We start from the raw sequence: 16,678 nt of genomic DNA, 5'->3' as shown, positions 1-16,678 counted from the left end.
TCCGGACGCCCGTCAGGCCGGTACGCGGCAAGGCGCGCCGACGGTGGCTCGACCACGACCCGGGTGTCGTCGACGAACAGGCCGAGGCCCGGGTACAGCAGGCGGCGAAGGAACTGGTCTCGGATCTCAAGAGCGCCTGAGTCGTCTCGTCAATTCGGTCGTCGACAGCCACGGCCGTGCATGACGTCGGCGTGTGCCGTCGAGTCACCGTACGACGACGATGATGTCGCACTTATGCGAAGTGATTCTTCACCGATGGGCTCCCAGCAGTGACAAGCGGGACGAGCAGCCGTGCGAGGGCGAGTGACATCGCGGTACGCGACTGGTTCGCCTGGATCCATCGTTGGCCGGCCATCCCCATCTTCGCCAACTCTTCCGGGCTGGCCTGCGCCATCTGTCCGAGGCCGTGGGCAAGGCGGACAGGTGGCGTCACGTGTCCACAGCCGGCAGTCAGCACGAGATCGCCGACAACTCCCGGGCTGTTGGTGACCACCGGCCGCCCGGCGGCCATGTAGTCAAAAATCTTGTTGGGGCTGACCGCGGAACGGAACAACTCGACATCGGCTAGGACGTGCACACCGATGTCCGCGGCGTGGAGCAGATCGGGAATCTCCGTCTTCGGGATCGGATCGAGGAGTCGTACGTTGGGGATGTCCGCTGCCGCGACCTGTAGCCGGGGCTTCTCGACACCTGATCCCACGAGGACGATGTCGATCTCGGGCACCGTGCGTGCGGCCTCCAGGAGCAGGTCGAGCCCGTTGGCTGGGCCGTGCGCCCCGGCGTAGACAGCGGTCCGGCGGGTGAACCCATAGCGTGACCGCAGTGTGTTCCGGTCGGCGCTGGGTACAAAGTCGTCCGGGTCGGCGCCGTTGGGAATGAAGGCGATCTTCTCTGGCGGTACGCCCAGGGCGGCGACGGCCCCCACCGTGCCCGGTGCCATCACCACCACCCGAACGGCCCGTTGGTAGAGAAACCGTTCCAGGCGCTCCAGCGCCCGATACGGCAACGATGTCTCCGACAGCGCCCCCATGTCGACGAGCATTCGCGACCACAGGTCCCGGATCTCCAGAACGAACGGTGCCCGGCGCAGCGTCGCCACCACCCACCCGGACAGCCCGGCCAGCACGTGCGGCGAGGACGCGTACACCACGTCGGGGCGGGCCTGCCGCAGACCGGCGACCGTGGCCGTCACCGCGTAGCTGACCCAGTTGACTACCCGGCCCAAGCCGTTGCCCCGGTACGGCGTCACCGCCACCGGATGGAACCCCGGCTCCGCGCGCTGGGGCAAGCCGCTGATCAAATTACGCCGGGCGGCGATGATCACGTGCTCCCAGCCGGGCAGTCGGCTGAACAGCTCGACGTGCCGGGTGCCGCCGGGGCAGCCCCGTGGCGCGGCGAAGTGGTTGAAGACAAGGATCTTCCGGTGAGTCATAGCGACGCTTCCAGGTGTTGGTCTTCCACTGACTCGAGGGTGGTGACGGCGAGCGACGCGCTGGCCCGGTGCCAGGTCACCGCGAACCGGAGACCGTCGAGTGCATGGGCACTGTTCTGGGGCCTTCGCCGAAGGGGCGATTCATCTCCAAGAGTTGTATCAGCATCATTGATGGGCGGCAGGAAAGTGGCGACAGTGGGGCAGATTCCTGCAGATCAACTCTGGAACAGATCGAAAGGATGCGCCGCGCCGGCGCACCGTATCGCGTCTGGCGTGTCGTGGGCTCCGATCAGTGGCCGGTGTCGCTGGCGTCGAGCCTGGTCAGCGCTCCGAACCGGGCGGTTCTCGCGTTGGCGCTATTCCTGGGGTAACTGATTGTTTCTTCGATCGTTTTACCCGTTGTGCCCCCGCGCAGTGGTGAGAGCCTCTCGCAAGTCCTTTCAGTCAATCGGTATGCGTTCACGGCTACTGCTCGATCTTTCGGCCGAAACCCCTGCGGTCCGGGTCGCCATGTCGACCGGCACGCCTGGTGGCGCATGCCGCTGCTCTCGAGATGGAGGGGGTCAGCGCCCACATCGCTGAGATCATCGATCACTGTCTCCACTGCGGATCGATTCACGTGAAGCACGTTATTCAGTCCATCTCCAACGGTGCGCTGACCGTCGTCGAGGTGCCTCAACCTGCTGTGCCGGCCGCCCCGCAGGTCGCCGTGTCCGTGGGCACCGCCGCCGACGGTGTGGACGCGTGCGGGGCGAGGTGTGCCACTTCGTCGACCGTGCTCGCGGATCATCGGCGCGGCGCTCAGCACGGTCCCTGCCGTGGGTGGTCAGTGCGGTGAGGCTGGACTCGGACGTCGTGATTCTCCTCGGCTACCTAGATGGTTCCACTGCCACCCGTCGACAAGGGACATCTCAGCCGGCTCACGGCCTTTCGCCGCGCCATCGTCGACGGACGGTCGCTCTGAGCACGAGTGTCCCTCCGACCATCGACGACCCTCACCTGCCCTTGAGAAGGGACTCACGCCGACCCTTCATAAACATCGCCCTTGCTATATGTTCACGGGAATATGGTACATACCGGATGTATGCTGACAGTGTGAAGCAATGTGGAGGTGTGCGATGAGAGGCGTGGTCGAGATGCTTCGCCGGGTCGTGCCGTCGTCCCGGCGAGTCCGGGCGCGGGTCCATGCGCGAAGACACCTTCGCGCTGGACGCGACGTCGTCATCCGGCCGGCCTCCCGACTAAAAGGCGGCCGGACGCTCAGGGCGGCTGGTCGTGTCTCGATCGGTCCGAACTTTCATTGTGTGACCAACGCTGTGTCCGCAGATGACGCCATGGTCTCAGCGCCGGTGGCTCTCGTCGGGAACGACCACGCCTTTGACGACCCCGGGCAGAGAGGGGACAACCTCATCGGGGTCGGCACGATCGTGATGGGCAACGTGCGCACCGGGCGGCGGACGGCTACGAGTTTGGCGGGGCCGCTGACATGACGGACGATCGACCACGCGTTCTCATCGTGTACCACCATCTGCCGCATTATCGCAGCGGGGTCTTTGCGGAACTGGAGCGCAGCCGCGACGTGGCATACGAGTTCGCGGCCGGGACGGCCTCGCGGGACGGCACGATTCCGACCATTCCGCCAACCTCCCTTCGCAGATTCTTCCGGTTGGCCAACCATTGGTTGGGCCCCTTCCTGTGGCAGACGGGACTACTCTCGGTGCTCTGGCGGGAACGCCACCACGCCGTCGTGTTTTTCGGCGATATGAAATACCTGTCGACGTGGGTGGGTGCCCTGCTGTGCCGGTGGCGCGGACAGTCCGTGTTGTTCTGGGCGATCGGCTGGCACCGGCCGGACGCAGGGCTGCGCAAGCGGGTCCGGCTGGCCTTCTACCGGCTCGGCCACAAGCTGCTCCTGTACGGACACACTGGCGCGCGCATCGGCACAGAACTCGGCTACCCGGCAGATCGGATCGCGATTGTTGGTAACAGTCACATTTCAAGCATTACGGCGACTGGAACGCGAGACGAGATCGGAATCGAGGATCTCGACCTCCTCCTGCCCGGGGTCGACGTCGACGTGGTGACCGCCGTTGTGCGTCTCACTAGGCCGAAGCGGCTCGACCTGGTCGTCGCTGCGGCCGCCCATCTCGGCAAGACCGGCCGCAAGGTCGTCGTGGTCCTGGTCGGGACCGGTCCGGAGCGGGAGAACCTGCGACGCCTGGCCGACGACCTCGGCGTCGACCTCCGGCTCACCGGACCGATCTACGAAGAGGAGAAGCTGCGGTTGATCTACGAGCGCACGAGCGTGTCGGTGGTGCCGGTGAACGCTGGTCTGACGGCTGTCCAGAGCCTGAGCCACGGGCGGCCAATGATCACGTCGGACGACGAGTACCACCGTGCGCCCGAGTCTGAATGCATCCGCCCCGGGCAGACCGGTGGCTTTTATGTGGACGGCTCGGCAGAGAGCCTTGCCGAGGTGGTCGCCGAATGGCTTGACCGCGTGCGCGCCGAGCCGGAGACGGTAGCCGGCGCGTGCCGGCACGAGGTCGAGACGCGCTGGACGTCGAGCGCGCATGCGGCCGCGATCAACACCGCCGTCACGGCCGCCCTGACTCGACCGGAGTGTGTCTCATGAACCCGCCTTCACCTGACAAGAGTCCGATGAGGATTGCGGTTGTCAATCCGTACGGCACTGGAACTACATACAGCGGACCAGCAGTATTCTTGAGTCGGCTGATGGAACCGGTCTCCCGAGAGCATCACACCGTGGTGCTCTACGGTATTCGGGACCTCCACGCCACGAGCCTGTCATGGGCGACGGTATCAGTGCCGATCATGACGTTTCGGCGGTACTCGGTGCTGGAGCAGATGCGCTGGTCGTTCCGGGCGACGCGGTGGCTGCTGCGCCATCTCGGCCAGTACGACATGGTGCACTTTCATGGTGCTGCGCTGTTCAATCTATTGCCTGCGCTCGCCGCGATCGTCCGGCGGCGTCGCTACCTGCTCGTGGCGCTGTCCGCGCGCGGCGATCTGTCGCCCTCCGCGCGATCCAACCGCATTCCGCTCGTCGCCGCGCTGCGTCGGCGGCTGGTGTCCGGGGCAACGGTGGGCCTGGCGCTCTCCGACGACATCGCATCGGAGTTCGCCGCCCTCGGACTTCCGTCCCAGCGAATTGTTCCCATGCAGAATCCGGTCGACACCACTCGGTTCGCTCCGCTGGTGCCGCCCGGCGAGGATCCGCGTGCGCTGTCACATACGCTCGGCTTCGTCGGGAAGCTCTGCGCACGCAAGCGGCCCGACCTGGTCCTGGAGAGCCTGGCGCTGTTGCGCCAGCGCGGCTTCCACGAGGCGCGAGCGGTCTTCGTCGGTCCGTTCGATAGCCCAGAGTACGAGCGGTTTTTTCGCGACCGGATGACCCGGCTCGCGGTGACGGACGCGGTGGAACTTCTGGGCTATTGCGCTGATGTGTCGACGGTCCTCGCAGCGGACGTCAGCCTGCTGGTCCTTCCTTCGACAAAGGAAGGACTCCCTGGCGCCCTCGTCGAGGCGATGGCGTGCGGGCTTCCCGCGATCGTGACAGACGTGGGTGCCATGGGACGGACCGTCCGGGACGCGGGCTGTGGGTGGGTCGTGGAGGCGGACCCCGAGGCGATCGCTGCGGCGGTGACGGAGTTGTGGGTTGACCGAGATCGCTGGATCGAGTATTCGACCGCTGCCCAGCGATACGCCCGGTCGCACTGCGACATCAAAGCGGTCGTGCATACCTATGTGAGTGCGTTGAGTGAGGCAGGTAAGCGATGACACCGGTAGGGCAACTGCCCGATCTGAGCGGGCTGCGGTCGCTGCTGGCCGAATGGCGCGGCCACGCCGGCTACCTGGTCGAGTACGTGGGACCACGGGCCATCCCGTTGGGAAACAACGGCGACGAACTGCTCGGCCGGGTGTTCCTCCGGGTTTTGCGAGACCTGGGCATCACGCTGGTGCGGCGCCCAAGCGACGCCAGCGTGCTCCTGGTGCGTCCGGGCGGCGCACTCCTGGACCGCTACCAGGCACCGGCGTTGTTGGCCGGCCGGCTGGCCCAGCTACCGGACTTGCCATTGATCATCTTTCCGCACTCGAGTTGGTTCGAGCGGGACGATCCGGCAACCATGTTCGCCGGTCGTCGATCGCGCACCCTGTGGATTTCACGCGAGGAACGGTCACACCGCCACCTCCGCGACGCGTGGGGAGAGAGTCTCGCCCGCGCCGGAGTCACGCTTGAGCTCGACCACGACATGGTCGTCAGCGGGAACTCGTACGTTGCGCAGGCGCTCGGGGCCGTCACTGGGCGGACGGGTGTTGACGACGGCCTGCTCCTGGTCGCGCGACTGGGTGTCGAGGCCGGACGCATGAATGAGCCGATCGACCGCGGCACCTGGTACCGACAGCTGGCCGTGCGTGGACTGCGCCGTCTACCTCACCGGACGTTGGTCTCCATCCGTCAGCGCACTACGCGTGATCGGCAGATCGCGGCGAACAGTCGGATGCTGACTAAGGTGAGTTCCGAGCTTGCGACCTCACGCATGTCGATGAGCCCGTGGTGTTTTGACATCAGCGATCCGTCATTGGCGAGCTTCGACGAGTTCGCACGGGCCATCTCCGGGGCCGCCGCAGCCGTCACCGACCGGCTCCATGTCGCTGTCCCCGCCGCAATCTTGGGGAAGCGCACGTTTCTTGTGGAGTCTGGTTACCACAAGGCGGGCGGAGTGTACGAGCACTCACTCCGAGATATGGAGGCCATCACATTCGTTCGGCGGACGTAGGTGACGACGGCGGCAACCGGCATCAGGGTTGTCCTGCGCAGTGTGGCTCAGCTCTCCGCCGGCACAGTAGTCGTACAGTGCATGGTTGCGGTCAGCCAGATGCTGTTCGTGGCGTGGCTCTCTCCGGCACAGTTCGGGGTGTGGGCGACGGCGACGGCGTCGATGGCGGTCCTGACCGGCCTGGTCAACTTTGGTGAGGTCAACGGCTACCTCGCGGGTGGCGCACGGAGCCTCGGCGAGGTGCGGCGCTCCATCTGGCGGCTCAACGCGATCCTCACCGCTGGCGCCTTCGCCGTCGTGGGCGGCTACTGGTATTCCGGTCGTCACGACCTGGCGGTCCTGGTCGCGCTCATTGGGCTCAACTTGCCGCTTCTGGGCGAGTGCAACCTGTTGTACGCCGCCTATGTGCGGCGGACCGAGAACGGTAGGCTCGTGCGGGCGCAGGCGATCTCTGCCGCCGCGCGAACCGCCTTGGGGCTCGCCGTTGCGTGGCTGACCGAGTCGGCAATTGCGTTCGCGGCCGCGATGTTGCTCTATTCCGTCGCGATGATCATCTTGCTCTCTCCTGGCACTCGACAGTGGCCGGAGCGAGCCGGTGATCGGCTTACAGCGGTTGGCTGGCGGGTGCGCGGCGCGTGGTCAGCCCAAGCGCTGTCCCAACTGTTGCCCACACAGGTGGACTTCCTCGTCGTCTCCGTTGTCGCCGGGCCTTCGCTGCTGGGCGTGTACTTCTTCGCCTACCAGGTAACGGTCGGGCTCAGCGCGATGGTGGCGGGACCGCTGGTGAAGTCGGTCCTGTCGACCCTCGCGGCGCAGGACGAGCAGGCCCGTCCGGCACTCGCTGAGCGTCTGATGTCGACCGTCGCCGCCCTTGCCGGCGGTGTCGCCGCTGTGGGCGTAGGCGTGATCACCGTGGCGGGTGGGGCGTTGCCCAGTCAGTGGGAGGGCGCCGCGGCGACGATCGGGCTGCTGCTCGCGTCGGTGCCGGCGAGATTCCTGTCGGTCATCAGCGATGCGGCCCAGATGGCCGCTGGTGCCTGGTGGCGCAGCTCGGGGCTGAACGCGCTCGATGCCGTCGGCACCGCCGCCGTCGCGCTCACCGCCGTTGCTGGCGACATCACGGTGCTCGCGATTGCCGTCGTGGGGTGGAAGGTGGCGTTCATGTGTGTGCGCGTGTGGCGGAGCCCGCTGGGTCTGCCGGCCTGGCAGCGGGTCGTAGTCGCCGCACCCACGGTGCTCGTCGCTCTTTCGCTTGTCACAGCCGTACTGGCCGGCCCCCCATACCTGTGGTTCCTGACGATCAGCGTACTAGTCGTTTCCGGTGGTCGCCTGTTCACGCTGTGGCGTGTCCGTCGCCCCGTCGCGGTGCCGGCCGGAGCGGTCGCGGCCGAATCATCTTGGAGTTGATGTTCAATGGCTTTGCCTCTGCTGACTGCTCACAAGCCCCGTCAGGAGCAGGTACTAGGGTGCGTCGCCTTGTTCGGGCTGTGTTACGCCGGTCTGGTGAAGGGGGCACCCATTTTCGCCGGCTCGCCGATCGATCTCACTCTTTTCTTTGGCATAGCCACCGGACTCGCCGTCGTCACTTATTCCCTGTCCGGGCGCTCATACGACTGGCGGGCGGTCGCGTGCGTGATCGGCTTGTGGGCGGTCTTCGGTATCGGTGCGGCGATGAACATCGGTACAGATCGCGGTGCGTACAAGACTGCCCTGCTGTACACACTCACGCTGCTGTGCGCCCTCGGGCCGTGCCTCCTCCTCGCGAGCGCCCGGGCGCAGCGGCTCTGGCTGTACCTCGCGGTGGCGGGCGGCCTGGCGGTGGCCGTCGAGACCATCCTCATGCGAGACGCTACCGCGTGGACGGTGTATCACCGGCTCAACGTCGAGGGCACATCGACGATCGGAACCGCGCGGGTCATTGGCGCGGCCGCAGTCGTCGCATCGGTCATGACGGCCCTGACCTTCGGCCGCCGTCGGTTGTGGTGGTGTGCGGTCGCCGTGTTCTGCACCGGTCTTGTCGTCATGGTGGGCAGTCGTGGTCCCCTTATTTCTTTGGCGCTGGCCGTTCCGGTGGCGCTGTTCCTCAGCAAGGCCATGTACGGCCGGCGTGTCGCCGCGCTTGCCATGGGGATCATCGTCGTTATCGCGTCGGCATGGGCCGTGGTCGAGTCGTCCGTACGCCATTCGGTGCGCATATCACGGTTCATGGCAGGCGACGTCACTGACTTGGCCCGCGAGGCACTGCTGCGCGAGGCGCTCAGCGTGATCGGTCGCAACCCGCTAGGTCTGGGGTGGGATGGCTTCATCGCAATCCCGGCCATCCAGTTCAACTACGCGGGCCGGGACCGTCCGATCTATCCACACAACTTTCTGCTGGAGATTTTCGTAGAGGGTGGTTGGCTCGCCGGAGCGCTCGTGCTGGTGCTAGTGGCTCTCTCGATTCGTGGATTTGTTCTGAACTCGCGGACGAGCGAGTCAACGGCGGTACTCGGCCTCGGCATCTACTGGATCGCAGCTGCCCAGACGTCCAGCGACATCAACGGAAACCGGACGACATGGGTCATGCTAGTGCTGGGCCTGATGTACTACCTCAGGGAACGCGGAGAGCGTCGGGCTGCGCGTGCGGTATCCGCTGGCGAGCGAGTGGGGTGGCGTCAGGTCAGCCCGCCTTGACGATGTGCAGCCGGCTCCGCCGGACGAAGGTGTACCCGGTCCGGCCGGCGAAGTACTCGTCGACCGCGGTTCGGCATCCGGACCAATGGTCGTAGTCGTCGATGACGAGTCGTCCGCCTGGAACGAGTCGGGGTTCGATCTGACGCAGGCACGTCATCACCGATTCGTACCAGTCGCAGTCCACGTGAGCGAAGGCCACCGGATAGGTGACACGCAGAGTGTCCTCATACAGGCCCTGCACGAACTCGACGGAGTGGGCTTCCGCGGGCACACCGAGGGTACGGAAGTTGTCGCCGACCTCGCCGAGCAAATTATCGCGATAACCATAGTAGGTCTCCCCGCCGATACCGGTTGCTTTGCCGCTCGCGATCGCCGCATAGCGCTCATGGACGTCGCGCCCGTCCCGATCAGCTGGAGGAGGGATCATTCCGAACGTGTCGTAGACCTTCATCGGTCGCGACGGCGCCTTTGCCTTCCCGAGGACGATGGCGGAACCGCCGAGGGCTGCGCCCGCCTCGACTACGGCGCCGGGCAGGCCGCGCCGCTCCATCGCGAGCACCGCCTCAGCGAGGTCGATGAGGCACTCGTGGGAAAGGAACGTCAACCGGCGCGCGCGGACCTGGCCGATGAGGTGGCCCAACTCGGGGTGGCGGCGAGTGAAGAAGCCGGCCCGAATCGGACTCCGCAATGTTGCTACCGGGTGCCGCGACAGACGTCGCAGTTGGGCTGCCATGCTCATGTGCGCTCCCTCAGAAGAGATGGACGCCGATTAAGAACGGCGTGGAGAAATACGTGGTTGGTGCGGCGGGCCGTGCCGGCCACGATCACGCCGAGACGGTGGAGCACCAGCACCGTCACGACCGGGCCTGCAGCTCGTGGCGATCGCCGGTCGTCTCGTTGACGGCAAGCAGTGTGGCGACGCGGGGTGCCCACCGAACCTCCAGACGGTAGCCGTCCCAGTTGAACGGCGTACCCGGCGGTGCCTCGCCGACTCCCCAAGCGCCCAACGTCCGGCTGTCCTCCGACAGCCATGTCGCCGGTTCCCAGTGGCCGTACGTCCGGCTGTGCCAGCCGGCGAAGGGCTTCAGCTCGCCCTTCTTCGCGGTACGCACGTCGAGGCCGAACAGCGTGATCATCTCACCGTCGCGTAGGAGAGCGTGCTCCTTCACCTCCACATCTGGATGTAGCGGCACGGTGAGGCGCCAGGACCGCACCTGCTCCGGGCGGTCGGCGAACTCGAGGACGGCGACGTAGGTGTCGTGCACGACGACGGCCCGGCCCACCCGCAGCGGCGCGTACGCGTCATGCCAGCCGAACAGAATCGTGCGGTCGGGCAGGCACAGGGGAGCGGCGAGGTGCCCGTGGGCGGTTCTCAACCACCGGAAAACCCGGTGCGGCTCAAGCTGATCCTGCCCGTCCGGGCGCTGGACAGGGTGCGCAGCCGATGATCGCAGTCCGTTGCGGACATCAAGCGGCCCGTTGTACGTACCGGTACCCGGTTCGCACACCAGCCAGCGGCCGCGATGGGCGATCCAGACCGAGGTGAGGTCGGCGTGACCGTGGGAGGGCCCGCTGCCGACCTTGAACCAGACCCGCCATGGGCCCCTGCGGACATGCGCGATCCCGCCTGAGGAGAGGGCCGCTGGAGGTGGTGGCGCGGGTCGCTCGATCGGCTGGATCGGCGCGTACCAGGCGAGCTCGTCGTAGTCGGTGTACCAGGCGCCCGGGATCGCCTCGCCCGACAGTGCGAGCCCCAGGGCTGCCGACCCCGCGACGTCGAGCGGGTCGCCCGAGGACGCGAGCACGCGGCCCTCGTCCCAGTCGCCGTACTGCGGTACGTCACCCTCGAACACCCCCAGCGCGCGGAGGTGCTGGCTCGCGGCATGGAGCGCGCGCCGCACCGGAACGGGCGCGTCACCCAGGAGGACGCGCACCGAGAGCATCTCGAGTACGAAGCGGTGGTAGGAGAGCGAGTCCTCGATCATGGATCCATCGGCGCGGAGGTGGCGGCGCAGCTGGGCCAGGAAGAGGCGCTCACCGAGGCGGGCCCAGCGACGGGCACCGCGCGCATCCGGAAACAGGCGCGCGAGCGTGATGAGACCGAGGGCATCGCCAAGCAGATGGTTGTTCCGCATGCTGCTTACCGCATATGGCAGCTCGAACAGGAGATGCCGAGCGCTGGCGAACAGCAGCCGTTCTAGATCCCGGACCAGAGGGTGCGGCAGACGCTCACCGGCGAGGTCGAGTATCTGGCTCCACGCGATGGCCCGCAGGCTCAACTCGAGGCTCGAGTGCCAGTGAACTCCCTGCTCCGGTGCAGCCTGTGTCACCCACGAGCGCAGGAGATGCGTGAGCGCGTCGAGCCATTCGCCCTCGGGATCGAGCCGGCTCGCCCGCGCGAGCACGACGAGATCCCGGTGTCGGCCCGCCTCCCAGGTCAGCTTCACGTCCGACAAACGTCGGTCGGATCTGATGTCGATGCGCCACCACGGACGGTCGTGGGGCCACCGGCGACCGGTCAACGGGTCGACATCCCATGGATCGGCAGTGCCGTTGCGCACGCGCCGGCCGAAGACCAGGAGCCCTTCATCGAGGATGAGTTGGGCCTCATCAAGGCAGCGCTGCGCGGCCTCGGACGTCACCGGCGAACGGTGCGACAGATGCAGTGCTCGGGACGGTCTCGGGGTCCGGTAACGGGACGGGCGCAACAGTGCCCCATGGAGCCCGGTCCGTTTCGATGCCTCGTACGCGGCGCGTACCGGCGCACCCCATCCGATCGCGCGGATATCCCGGACAACATGTGGCAGATCCAAGATGCTGAACTCCTTCCAAAGCGACTGAGGTGGTCATCCAATGTGACAACGATCCTCGGCCGAAGCAGAAACTCATCCGAGGTCGCCGCGCCTGCGGTGCGGTCGGCGGGCCCGTCGGAAGGTCCGGGCCGGGTGTCGCGCGCCGAGCTACCTCGGATGGGTCGCGTAGCCGCCGCTCAGAGGAGGTTGTCGGCGGCGTCGAGCCGCCGCTGCAACATGATCCGCAGCGGTAGCGACTCGCCGTCCCGAGCGCCTTCGCCGACGATCAGCGGGGCCGGATCGGGCTGTGGGTCGGCGCCAAAAAGCCGGGCGCGCAGCGAGCGCGGCACGGTCAGCAGGTGAAAACGACCATCCACGTCGACCGCCCGGCTGCGTGCCCGGTCGATGTACCAGCCGTGCAGTCGGGTCCGGTAGCGGACCCGGCCGTCGTGCGACCGGGCGACGAGCCGGGTGGTCGCCAGGCCGCGCCGCCGCGCCTCGGCGACGAAGTCGCGGACCAGTGCCGCCGCCTCCGCCTGCTCGGCCTCCCGGCGCCGCTGCGCGGCCGCGGCATGCGCCAGCACCGCCTGCCGTCGCGTCTCCCGCCAGTCCGGGCCGCCGTCGCTCACCACGACACGACGGTACGCCACCCGCTACCGTCGCTCGGCGCTCGCTCCCCGCTCGGCTGCCACCGGTGTACGGCTTTCGAGGGCGGTCCCCGGTGCACGGGCTGAGGCGCCCGCTCTGCCTTAACAGGCGCATCCTTGGGCGGTCTCCCACCGCAGCGGTCGTTTCGGGCGGTGGATCGGTGTGTGCGGGTTGAGGCCCTTTGCTCTGCTTCAACCCACGCATCAGTGGTGCGCCAAAACCGTTGCGTGCGTTGAAGCAGAGCAAAGGGCGCGAGGTGGTATCTGCCTCGGCTGGTGCCAACGGCCGTGTCCGGCGGGACTGGGCACGCGTCCCACCGGACACGGCCGTTGGCGAGGGCGGCTCGCTCTAGAGCAGGCCGGCGCGGCGCAGCGCGTCGGCCATCGCACCGTCCGCGGGTGTCGCAGCGCCGCGTCCCTGGCGCACCTGCCCGCCCTGCGTTCCACGGCCCTGCCCGCCCTGGCCGGTACGGCCCTGGCCGCCGTGGCCCTGACTGCTCTGCCGGCCACGCCCCTGCTGGCCGGCGTCACCCCGGCCGCCGGCGCGCCCCGCGCCGGGCTCCGCTTCGTCCTCCAGGCGCAGGGTCAGCGAGATCCGCTTGCGCGGCACGTCGACGTCCAGCACCTTGACCTTCACCACGTCGCCGGACTTGACCACGTCGCGCGGGTCCTTGACGAAGGTGCGGGACATCGCCGACACGTGCACCAGCCCGTCCTGGTGCACCCCGACATCCACGAACGCGCCGAACGCCGCCACGTTGGTGACCACACCTTCCAGAACCATGCCCGGCGTCAGGTCGCTGATCTTCTCCACGCCCTCGACGAAGGTCGCCGTCTTGAACTCCGGCCGTGGGTCGCGGCCCGGCTTCTCCAGTTCGGCAAGGATGTCGGTGACCGTGGGCAGGCCGAACGTGTCGTCGACGAAGTCGGTGGCCCGCAGCCCCCGCAGGATCGCCGACTTGCCGATGATCGACCGCAGGTCCTGGCCGGTCGAGGCCAGGATCCGGCGCACCACCGGGTACGCCTCGGGGTGCACGCTTGAGGAGTCCAGCGGGTCGTCGCCGCCGGGGATGCGCAGGAAGCCGGCGCACTGCTCGAACGCCTTCGGGCCGAGCCGGGCCACCTTCTTCAGCTCGGCCCGGGTGCGGAACGGCCCGTTGGCGTCCCGGTGCAGCACGATGTTCTCGGCCAGTCCGGCGCCGATGCCGGAGACCCGGGTCAGCAGCGGCGCGGAGGCGGTGTTGACGTCGACACCGACGCCGTTGACGCAGTCCTCCACCACCGCGTCCAGCGACCGGGAGAGCTTTACCTCGGACAGGTCGTGCTGGTACTGCCCGACCCCGATGGAACGTGGGTCGATCTTCACCAGCTCGGCGAGCGGGTCCTGCAACCGCCGGGCGATGGAGACCGCGCCGCGCAGCGACACGTCCAACCCGGGCAGTTCCTGGGCGGCGTACGCGGAGGCCGAGTAGACCGACGCGCCGGCCTCGGAGACCACCACCTTTGTCAGCTTCAGCTCCGGGTGCCGCTTGATCAGGTCACCGGCCAGCTTGTCGGTCTCCCGGCTGGCGGTGCCGTTGCCGATGGCGACCAGCTCGACCCCGTGTGCGGCGGCGAGCGTGGCGAGGGTGTGCAGGGACGCGTCCCACTGCCGGCGGGGCTCGTGCGGGTAGATCGTGTCGGTGGCGACCACCTTGCCGGTGGCGTCCACCACGGCCACCTTCACCCCGGTCCGCAGGCCCGGGTCCAACCCCATGGTGGGCCGGGCACCGGCCGGCGCGGCCAGCAGCAGGTCCCGCAGGTTCGTGGCGAAGACCCGGACGGCCTCCTCCTCGGCCGCCTGCCAGAGTCGCATCCGCAGGTCCGCACCGAGATGGATGAGGATCCGGGTACGCCACGCCCAGCGCACCGTGTCGGCGAGCCACCGGTCGCCGGGCCGTCCCTGGTCGCTCACCCCGAACCGGCCGGCGATGGCGGCCTCGTACCGGGTCGGTCCGGTGACCACCGCGTCGACGTCGCCTTCGGCCTCCGGGTCCATGGTCAGGTCGAGTACGCCCTCCTTCTCGCCCCGGAACATGGCCAGGATGCGGTGCGAGGGCAGCTTCGGGTACGGCTCGGCGAAGTCGAAGTAGTCGGCGAACTTCGCTCCGGCGCTCTCCTGTCCTTCGCGTACCCGGGACACCAGCCGGCCCCGCGACCACATCTGCTCGCGCAGCGTGCCGATCAGGTCGGCGTCCTCGGCGAACCGCTCGATCAGGATGGCCCGCGCCCCGTCCAGCGCGGCGGCGGCGTCGGCCACGCCCTTGTCGGCGTCGACGAACGCCGCCGCCACCGTACGGGGATCCTGCGTCGGGTCGCCGAGCAGCGTGTCGGCGAGGGGCTCCAGCCCGGCCTCGCGGGCGATCTGCGCCCGGGTCCGCCGCTTCGGCTTGTACGGCAGGTAGATGTCCTCCAGGCGGGACTTCGAGTCGGCCGCCATGATCTGCGCTTCCAGGGCCTCGTCGAGCTTGCCCTGGGAGCGGATGGACTCCAGCACCGCCGCGCGCCGCTCGTCCAGCTCGCGCAGGTACCGCAGGCGCTCCTCCAGGGTGCGCAGGCGGGTGTCGTCGAGCAGGCCGGTGGCCTCCTTCCGGTACCGCGCGATGAACGGCACGGTGGCACCACCGTCGAGCAGTTCCACGGCCGCGCGTACCTGGCGCTCGGCGACGCCGAGTTCCTCGGCGATCCGCTGATGAACAGAGAGGGTCACGATGTCGCTCCGCCTTCGGGTGTGGGTTCCGTGGTGCATTCTGCCGGGCTACCGTGGCGATCATGGAACCACCTGCGGACCCCCGGGCGCGCCGACTCTTCGGCGGCAGCGCGCGGGCCCTCGGCGACCTGGCCACCAGCCCCTTCCGGGCTGACCGGGACCGCATCGTCGGCTCGCCGTTCTTCACCCGGCTCGGCGGCGTCACCCAGGTGGTCAGCCCGGGCGGGTCCGGGCTGCTGGTGCACAACCGGCTCACCCACAGCCTGAAGGTCGCCCAGGTGGCGCGGGCGATCGCCGAGCGGCTCACCGCCGACGACCACCAACGTGACCTGGTGGAGAAGCTCGGCGGCTGCGACCCGGACGTGGTGGAGGCCGCCGCGCTCGCCCACGACCTCGGGCATCCGCCCTTCGGGCACCTGGGGGAGCGGGTGCTGGACCGGCTGGCCCGGCACCGGCTCGGCCTGACCGACGGGTTCGAGGGCAACGCCCAGTCGTACCGGATCGTCACCTCGACCGAGATCCGGGGCGCGGCGACCACCGGCCTGGACCTGACCGCCGCGGTGCGGGCGGCGATGCTGAAGTACCCGTGGACCCGGCTGGACCACCCCGACCCGCACCCCCGCACGATGGATCCGCCGCCGCGCGGCGCGACCCCGCCGCCCGACGATCCGGACAGCGGCTCGCTGAAGTTCGGGGCGTACCGCACCGAACTGGACGACCTGCGGCAGGCGCGGGCACCGTTCGCCGGGCGGATCGCCGACTGGCAGCAGACCGTCGAGGCGTCGGTGATGGACACCGCCGACGACATCGCGTACGCCATCCACGACGTGGAGGACTTCTACCGGGTCGGTGTGCTTCAGCAGGGCGCGGTGGCCGCCGAGCTGATGGCCTGGCAGCGCGAGGGCGGCCATCTGCGGGCGATCACCGACTCCGCGCTGGCCACCTCGGCCCGTCGGCCCGGCTCGTCGATCGAGCGGCTGCGTCGCCAACTGCACCACAAGGACGCCTGGATCGCCGACGACGAGGCGTTCGCCGCCGCCGTCGAGCATGTCCGGGAGGAACTGGTCGAGGGGCTGCTCGCGTTGCCGTTCGACGGTTCGATCGAGGCGGAGCAGTACGTGGCCCGCTTCTCCGCCCGGTGGACCACCCGGTTCGTGGACGCGATCACCGTCGTCGAGCAGCCCGCCGTGCGCTCCGGGCACGTGCTGCTGGCCCCGGCGCAGTGGCACGAGGTGCAGGTGCTCAAGTTCGTGCACCACCGGTTCGTGCTGGCCCGTCCGGACCTGGCGTTGCACCAGCGTGGGCAGGCCCGGCTGCTCGACACCCTGGTCGACGCGCTGCGCGAGTGGCTGCTGGATCCGGAGGAGGAGTCCCGGCTGCCCCGGCGGCTGCACGACCTGGTGGAGCTGGCCGAGGCGGAACTGCATCCGCGTACCCCGGACCGGCTCGGCAAGGCGCGCGGCCGAGCCATCGTGGACTTCGTCGCCCAGCTCACCGACGGCCAGGCGGTGGCGATGCTGGACGCGCTCTCCGGCCGCTCCGGCGCCCTCTGGACCGACGCGTTCGTGCTGTGACGACTTATG

The 16,678-nt window shown here is 68.3% G+C and carries 10 protein-coding genes and 1 pseudogene; 6 read left to right on the top strand and 5 right to left on the bottom strand.

Annotation, left to right across the window (positions count from 1 at the left end; translation table 11 throughout):
* Window positions 1-232: 232 nt before the first annotated feature.
* Window positions 233-1,432 carry a glycosyltransferase family 4 protein gene (locus AB0J93_RS07280; RefSeq protein WP_363919041.1) on the bottom strand — a complete coding sequence of 400 codons (1,200 nt, stop codon included), beginning with the start codon at window positions 1,430-1,432 and terminating at the stop codon, window positions 233-235.
* Between the two features lie 1,486 nt (window positions 1,433-2,918).
* On the opposite strand from AB0J93_RS07280, the gene AB0J93_RS07275 reads away from it, so the two are divergent.
* The 5 genes from AB0J93_RS07275 to AB0J93_RS07255 all read left to right on the top strand — a co-directional run bounded on the left by AB0J93_RS07275 (window position 2,919) and on the right by AB0J93_RS07255 (window position 8,907).
* The gene (locus AB0J93_RS07275) at window positions 2,919-4,067 is read left to right on the top strand and encodes a glycosyltransferase (RefSeq protein ID WP_363919039.1); all 1,149 of its coding nucleotides are present in this window, start codon (window positions 2,919-2,921) and stop codon (window positions 4,065-4,067) included.
* The gene (locus AB0J93_RS07270; RefSeq protein ID WP_363919037.1) at window positions 4,064-5,233 is read left to right on the top strand and encodes a glycosyltransferase family 4 protein; all 1,170 of its coding nucleotides are present in this window, start codon (window positions 4,064-4,066) and stop codon (window positions 5,231-5,233) included. The genes AB0J93_RS07275 and AB0J93_RS07270 overlap by 4 nt, the downstream gene beginning before the upstream one ends.
* Window positions 5,230-6,234 carry a polysaccharide pyruvyl transferase family protein gene (locus AB0J93_RS07265; RefSeq protein ID WP_363919035.1) on the top strand — a complete coding sequence of 335 codons (1,005 nt, stop codon included), beginning with the start codon at window positions 5,230-5,232 and terminating at the stop codon, window positions 6,232-6,234. Before AB0J93_RS07270 ends, AB0J93_RS07265 begins: the two co-directional genes overlap by 4 nt.
* A gap of 81 nt (window positions 6,235-6,315) precedes the next feature.
* Window positions 6,316-7,641 (top strand): oligosaccharide flippase family protein, encoded by a 1,326-nt coding sequence (locus AB0J93_RS07260; protein WP_363919033.1) that lies wholly within the window; start codon window positions 6,316-6,318, stop codon window positions 7,639-7,641.
* A gap of 96 nt (window positions 7,642-7,737) precedes the next feature.
* A complete protein-coding gene (locus AB0J93_RS07255) occupies window positions 7,738-8,907 on the top strand; it encodes an O-antigen ligase family protein (protein WP_363919031.1) in 1,170 nt (389 codons plus the stop codon).
* On the opposite strand, the gene AB0J93_RS07250 is transcribed toward AB0J93_RS07255, so the two are convergent.
* From AB0J93_RS07250 to AB0J93_RS07235, 4 genes and pseudogenes are all read right to left on the bottom strand, one after another.
* The gene (locus AB0J93_RS07250; protein WP_363919029.1) at window positions 8,894-9,646 is read right to left on the bottom strand and encodes a TylF/MycF/NovP-related O-methyltransferase; all 753 of its coding nucleotides are present in this window, start codon (window positions 9,644-9,646) and stop codon (window positions 8,894-8,896) included. The genes AB0J93_RS07255 and AB0J93_RS07250 overlap by 14 nt on opposite strands.
* Window positions 9,647-9,761: 115 nt before the next feature.
* The gene (locus AB0J93_RS07245; RefSeq protein ID WP_363919027.1) at window positions 9,762-11,549 is read right to left on the bottom strand and encodes a heparinase II/III family protein; all 1,788 of its coding nucleotides are present in this window, start codon (window positions 11,547-11,549) and stop codon (window positions 9,762-9,764) included.
* A 347-nt stretch (window positions 11,550-11,896) separates the two neighbouring features.
* Window positions 11,897-12,331, bottom strand: a complete 435-nt coding sequence (locus AB0J93_RS07240) for a hypothetical protein (protein WP_363919025.1) — start codon at window positions 12,329-12,331, stop codon at window positions 11,897-11,899.
* 364 nt (window positions 12,332-12,695) lie between these two features.
* Window positions 12,696-15,159, bottom strand: a pseudogene (locus AB0J93_RS07235) (Tex family protein).
* On the opposite strand from AB0J93_RS07235, the gene dgt reads away from it, so the two are divergent.
* The gene (gene dgt, locus AB0J93_RS07230; protein WP_363919023.1) at window positions 15,158-16,669 is read left to right on the top strand and encodes a dGTP triphosphohydrolase; all 1,512 of its coding nucleotides are present in this window, start codon (window positions 15,158-15,160) and stop codon (window positions 16,667-16,669) included. The pseudogene AB0J93_RS07235 and the gene dgt sit on opposite strands and share 2 nt — an antisense overlap.
* Window positions 16,670-16,678: the final 9 nt, after the last annotated feature.

The sequence above is a fragment of the Micromonospora sp. NPDC049374 genome, assembly GCF_040677165.1.
Taxonomy (GTDB): Bacteria; Actinomycetota; Actinomycetes; order Mycobacteriales; family Micromonosporaceae; genus Micromonospora.
This window is presented reverse-complemented; position numbering and strand designations above follow the sequence as displayed.

Bases quoted from the DNA above. Each gene is read 5' to 3' on its own strand.
- AB0J93_RS07280 (WP_363919041.1), bottom strand. From the start codon at position 1,432: ATGACTCACCGGAAGATCCTTGTCTTCAACCACTTCGCCGCGCCACGG.
- AB0J93_RS07275 (WP_363919039.1), top strand. From the start codon at position 2,919: ATGACGGACGATCGACCACGCGTTCTCATCGTGTACCACCATCTGCCG.
- AB0J93_RS07270 (WP_363919037.1), top strand. From the start codon at position 4,064: ATGAACCCGCCTTCACCTGACAAGAGTCCGATGAGGATTGCGGTTGTC.
- AB0J93_RS07265 (WP_363919035.1), top strand. From the start codon at position 5,230: ATGACACCGGTAGGGCAACTGCCCGATCTGAGCGGGCTGCGGTCGCTG.
- AB0J93_RS07260 (WP_363919033.1), top strand. From the start codon at position 6,316: ATGGTTGCGGTCAGCCAGATGCTGTTCGTGGCGTGGCTCTCTCCGGCA.
- AB0J93_RS07250 (WP_363919029.1), bottom strand. From the start codon at position 9,646: ATGAGCATGGCAGCCCAACTGCGACGTCTGTCGCGGCACCCGGTAGCA.
- dgt (WP_363919023.1), top strand. From the start codon at position 15,158: ATGGAACCACCTGCGGACCCCCGGGCGCGCCGACTCTTCGGCGGCAGC.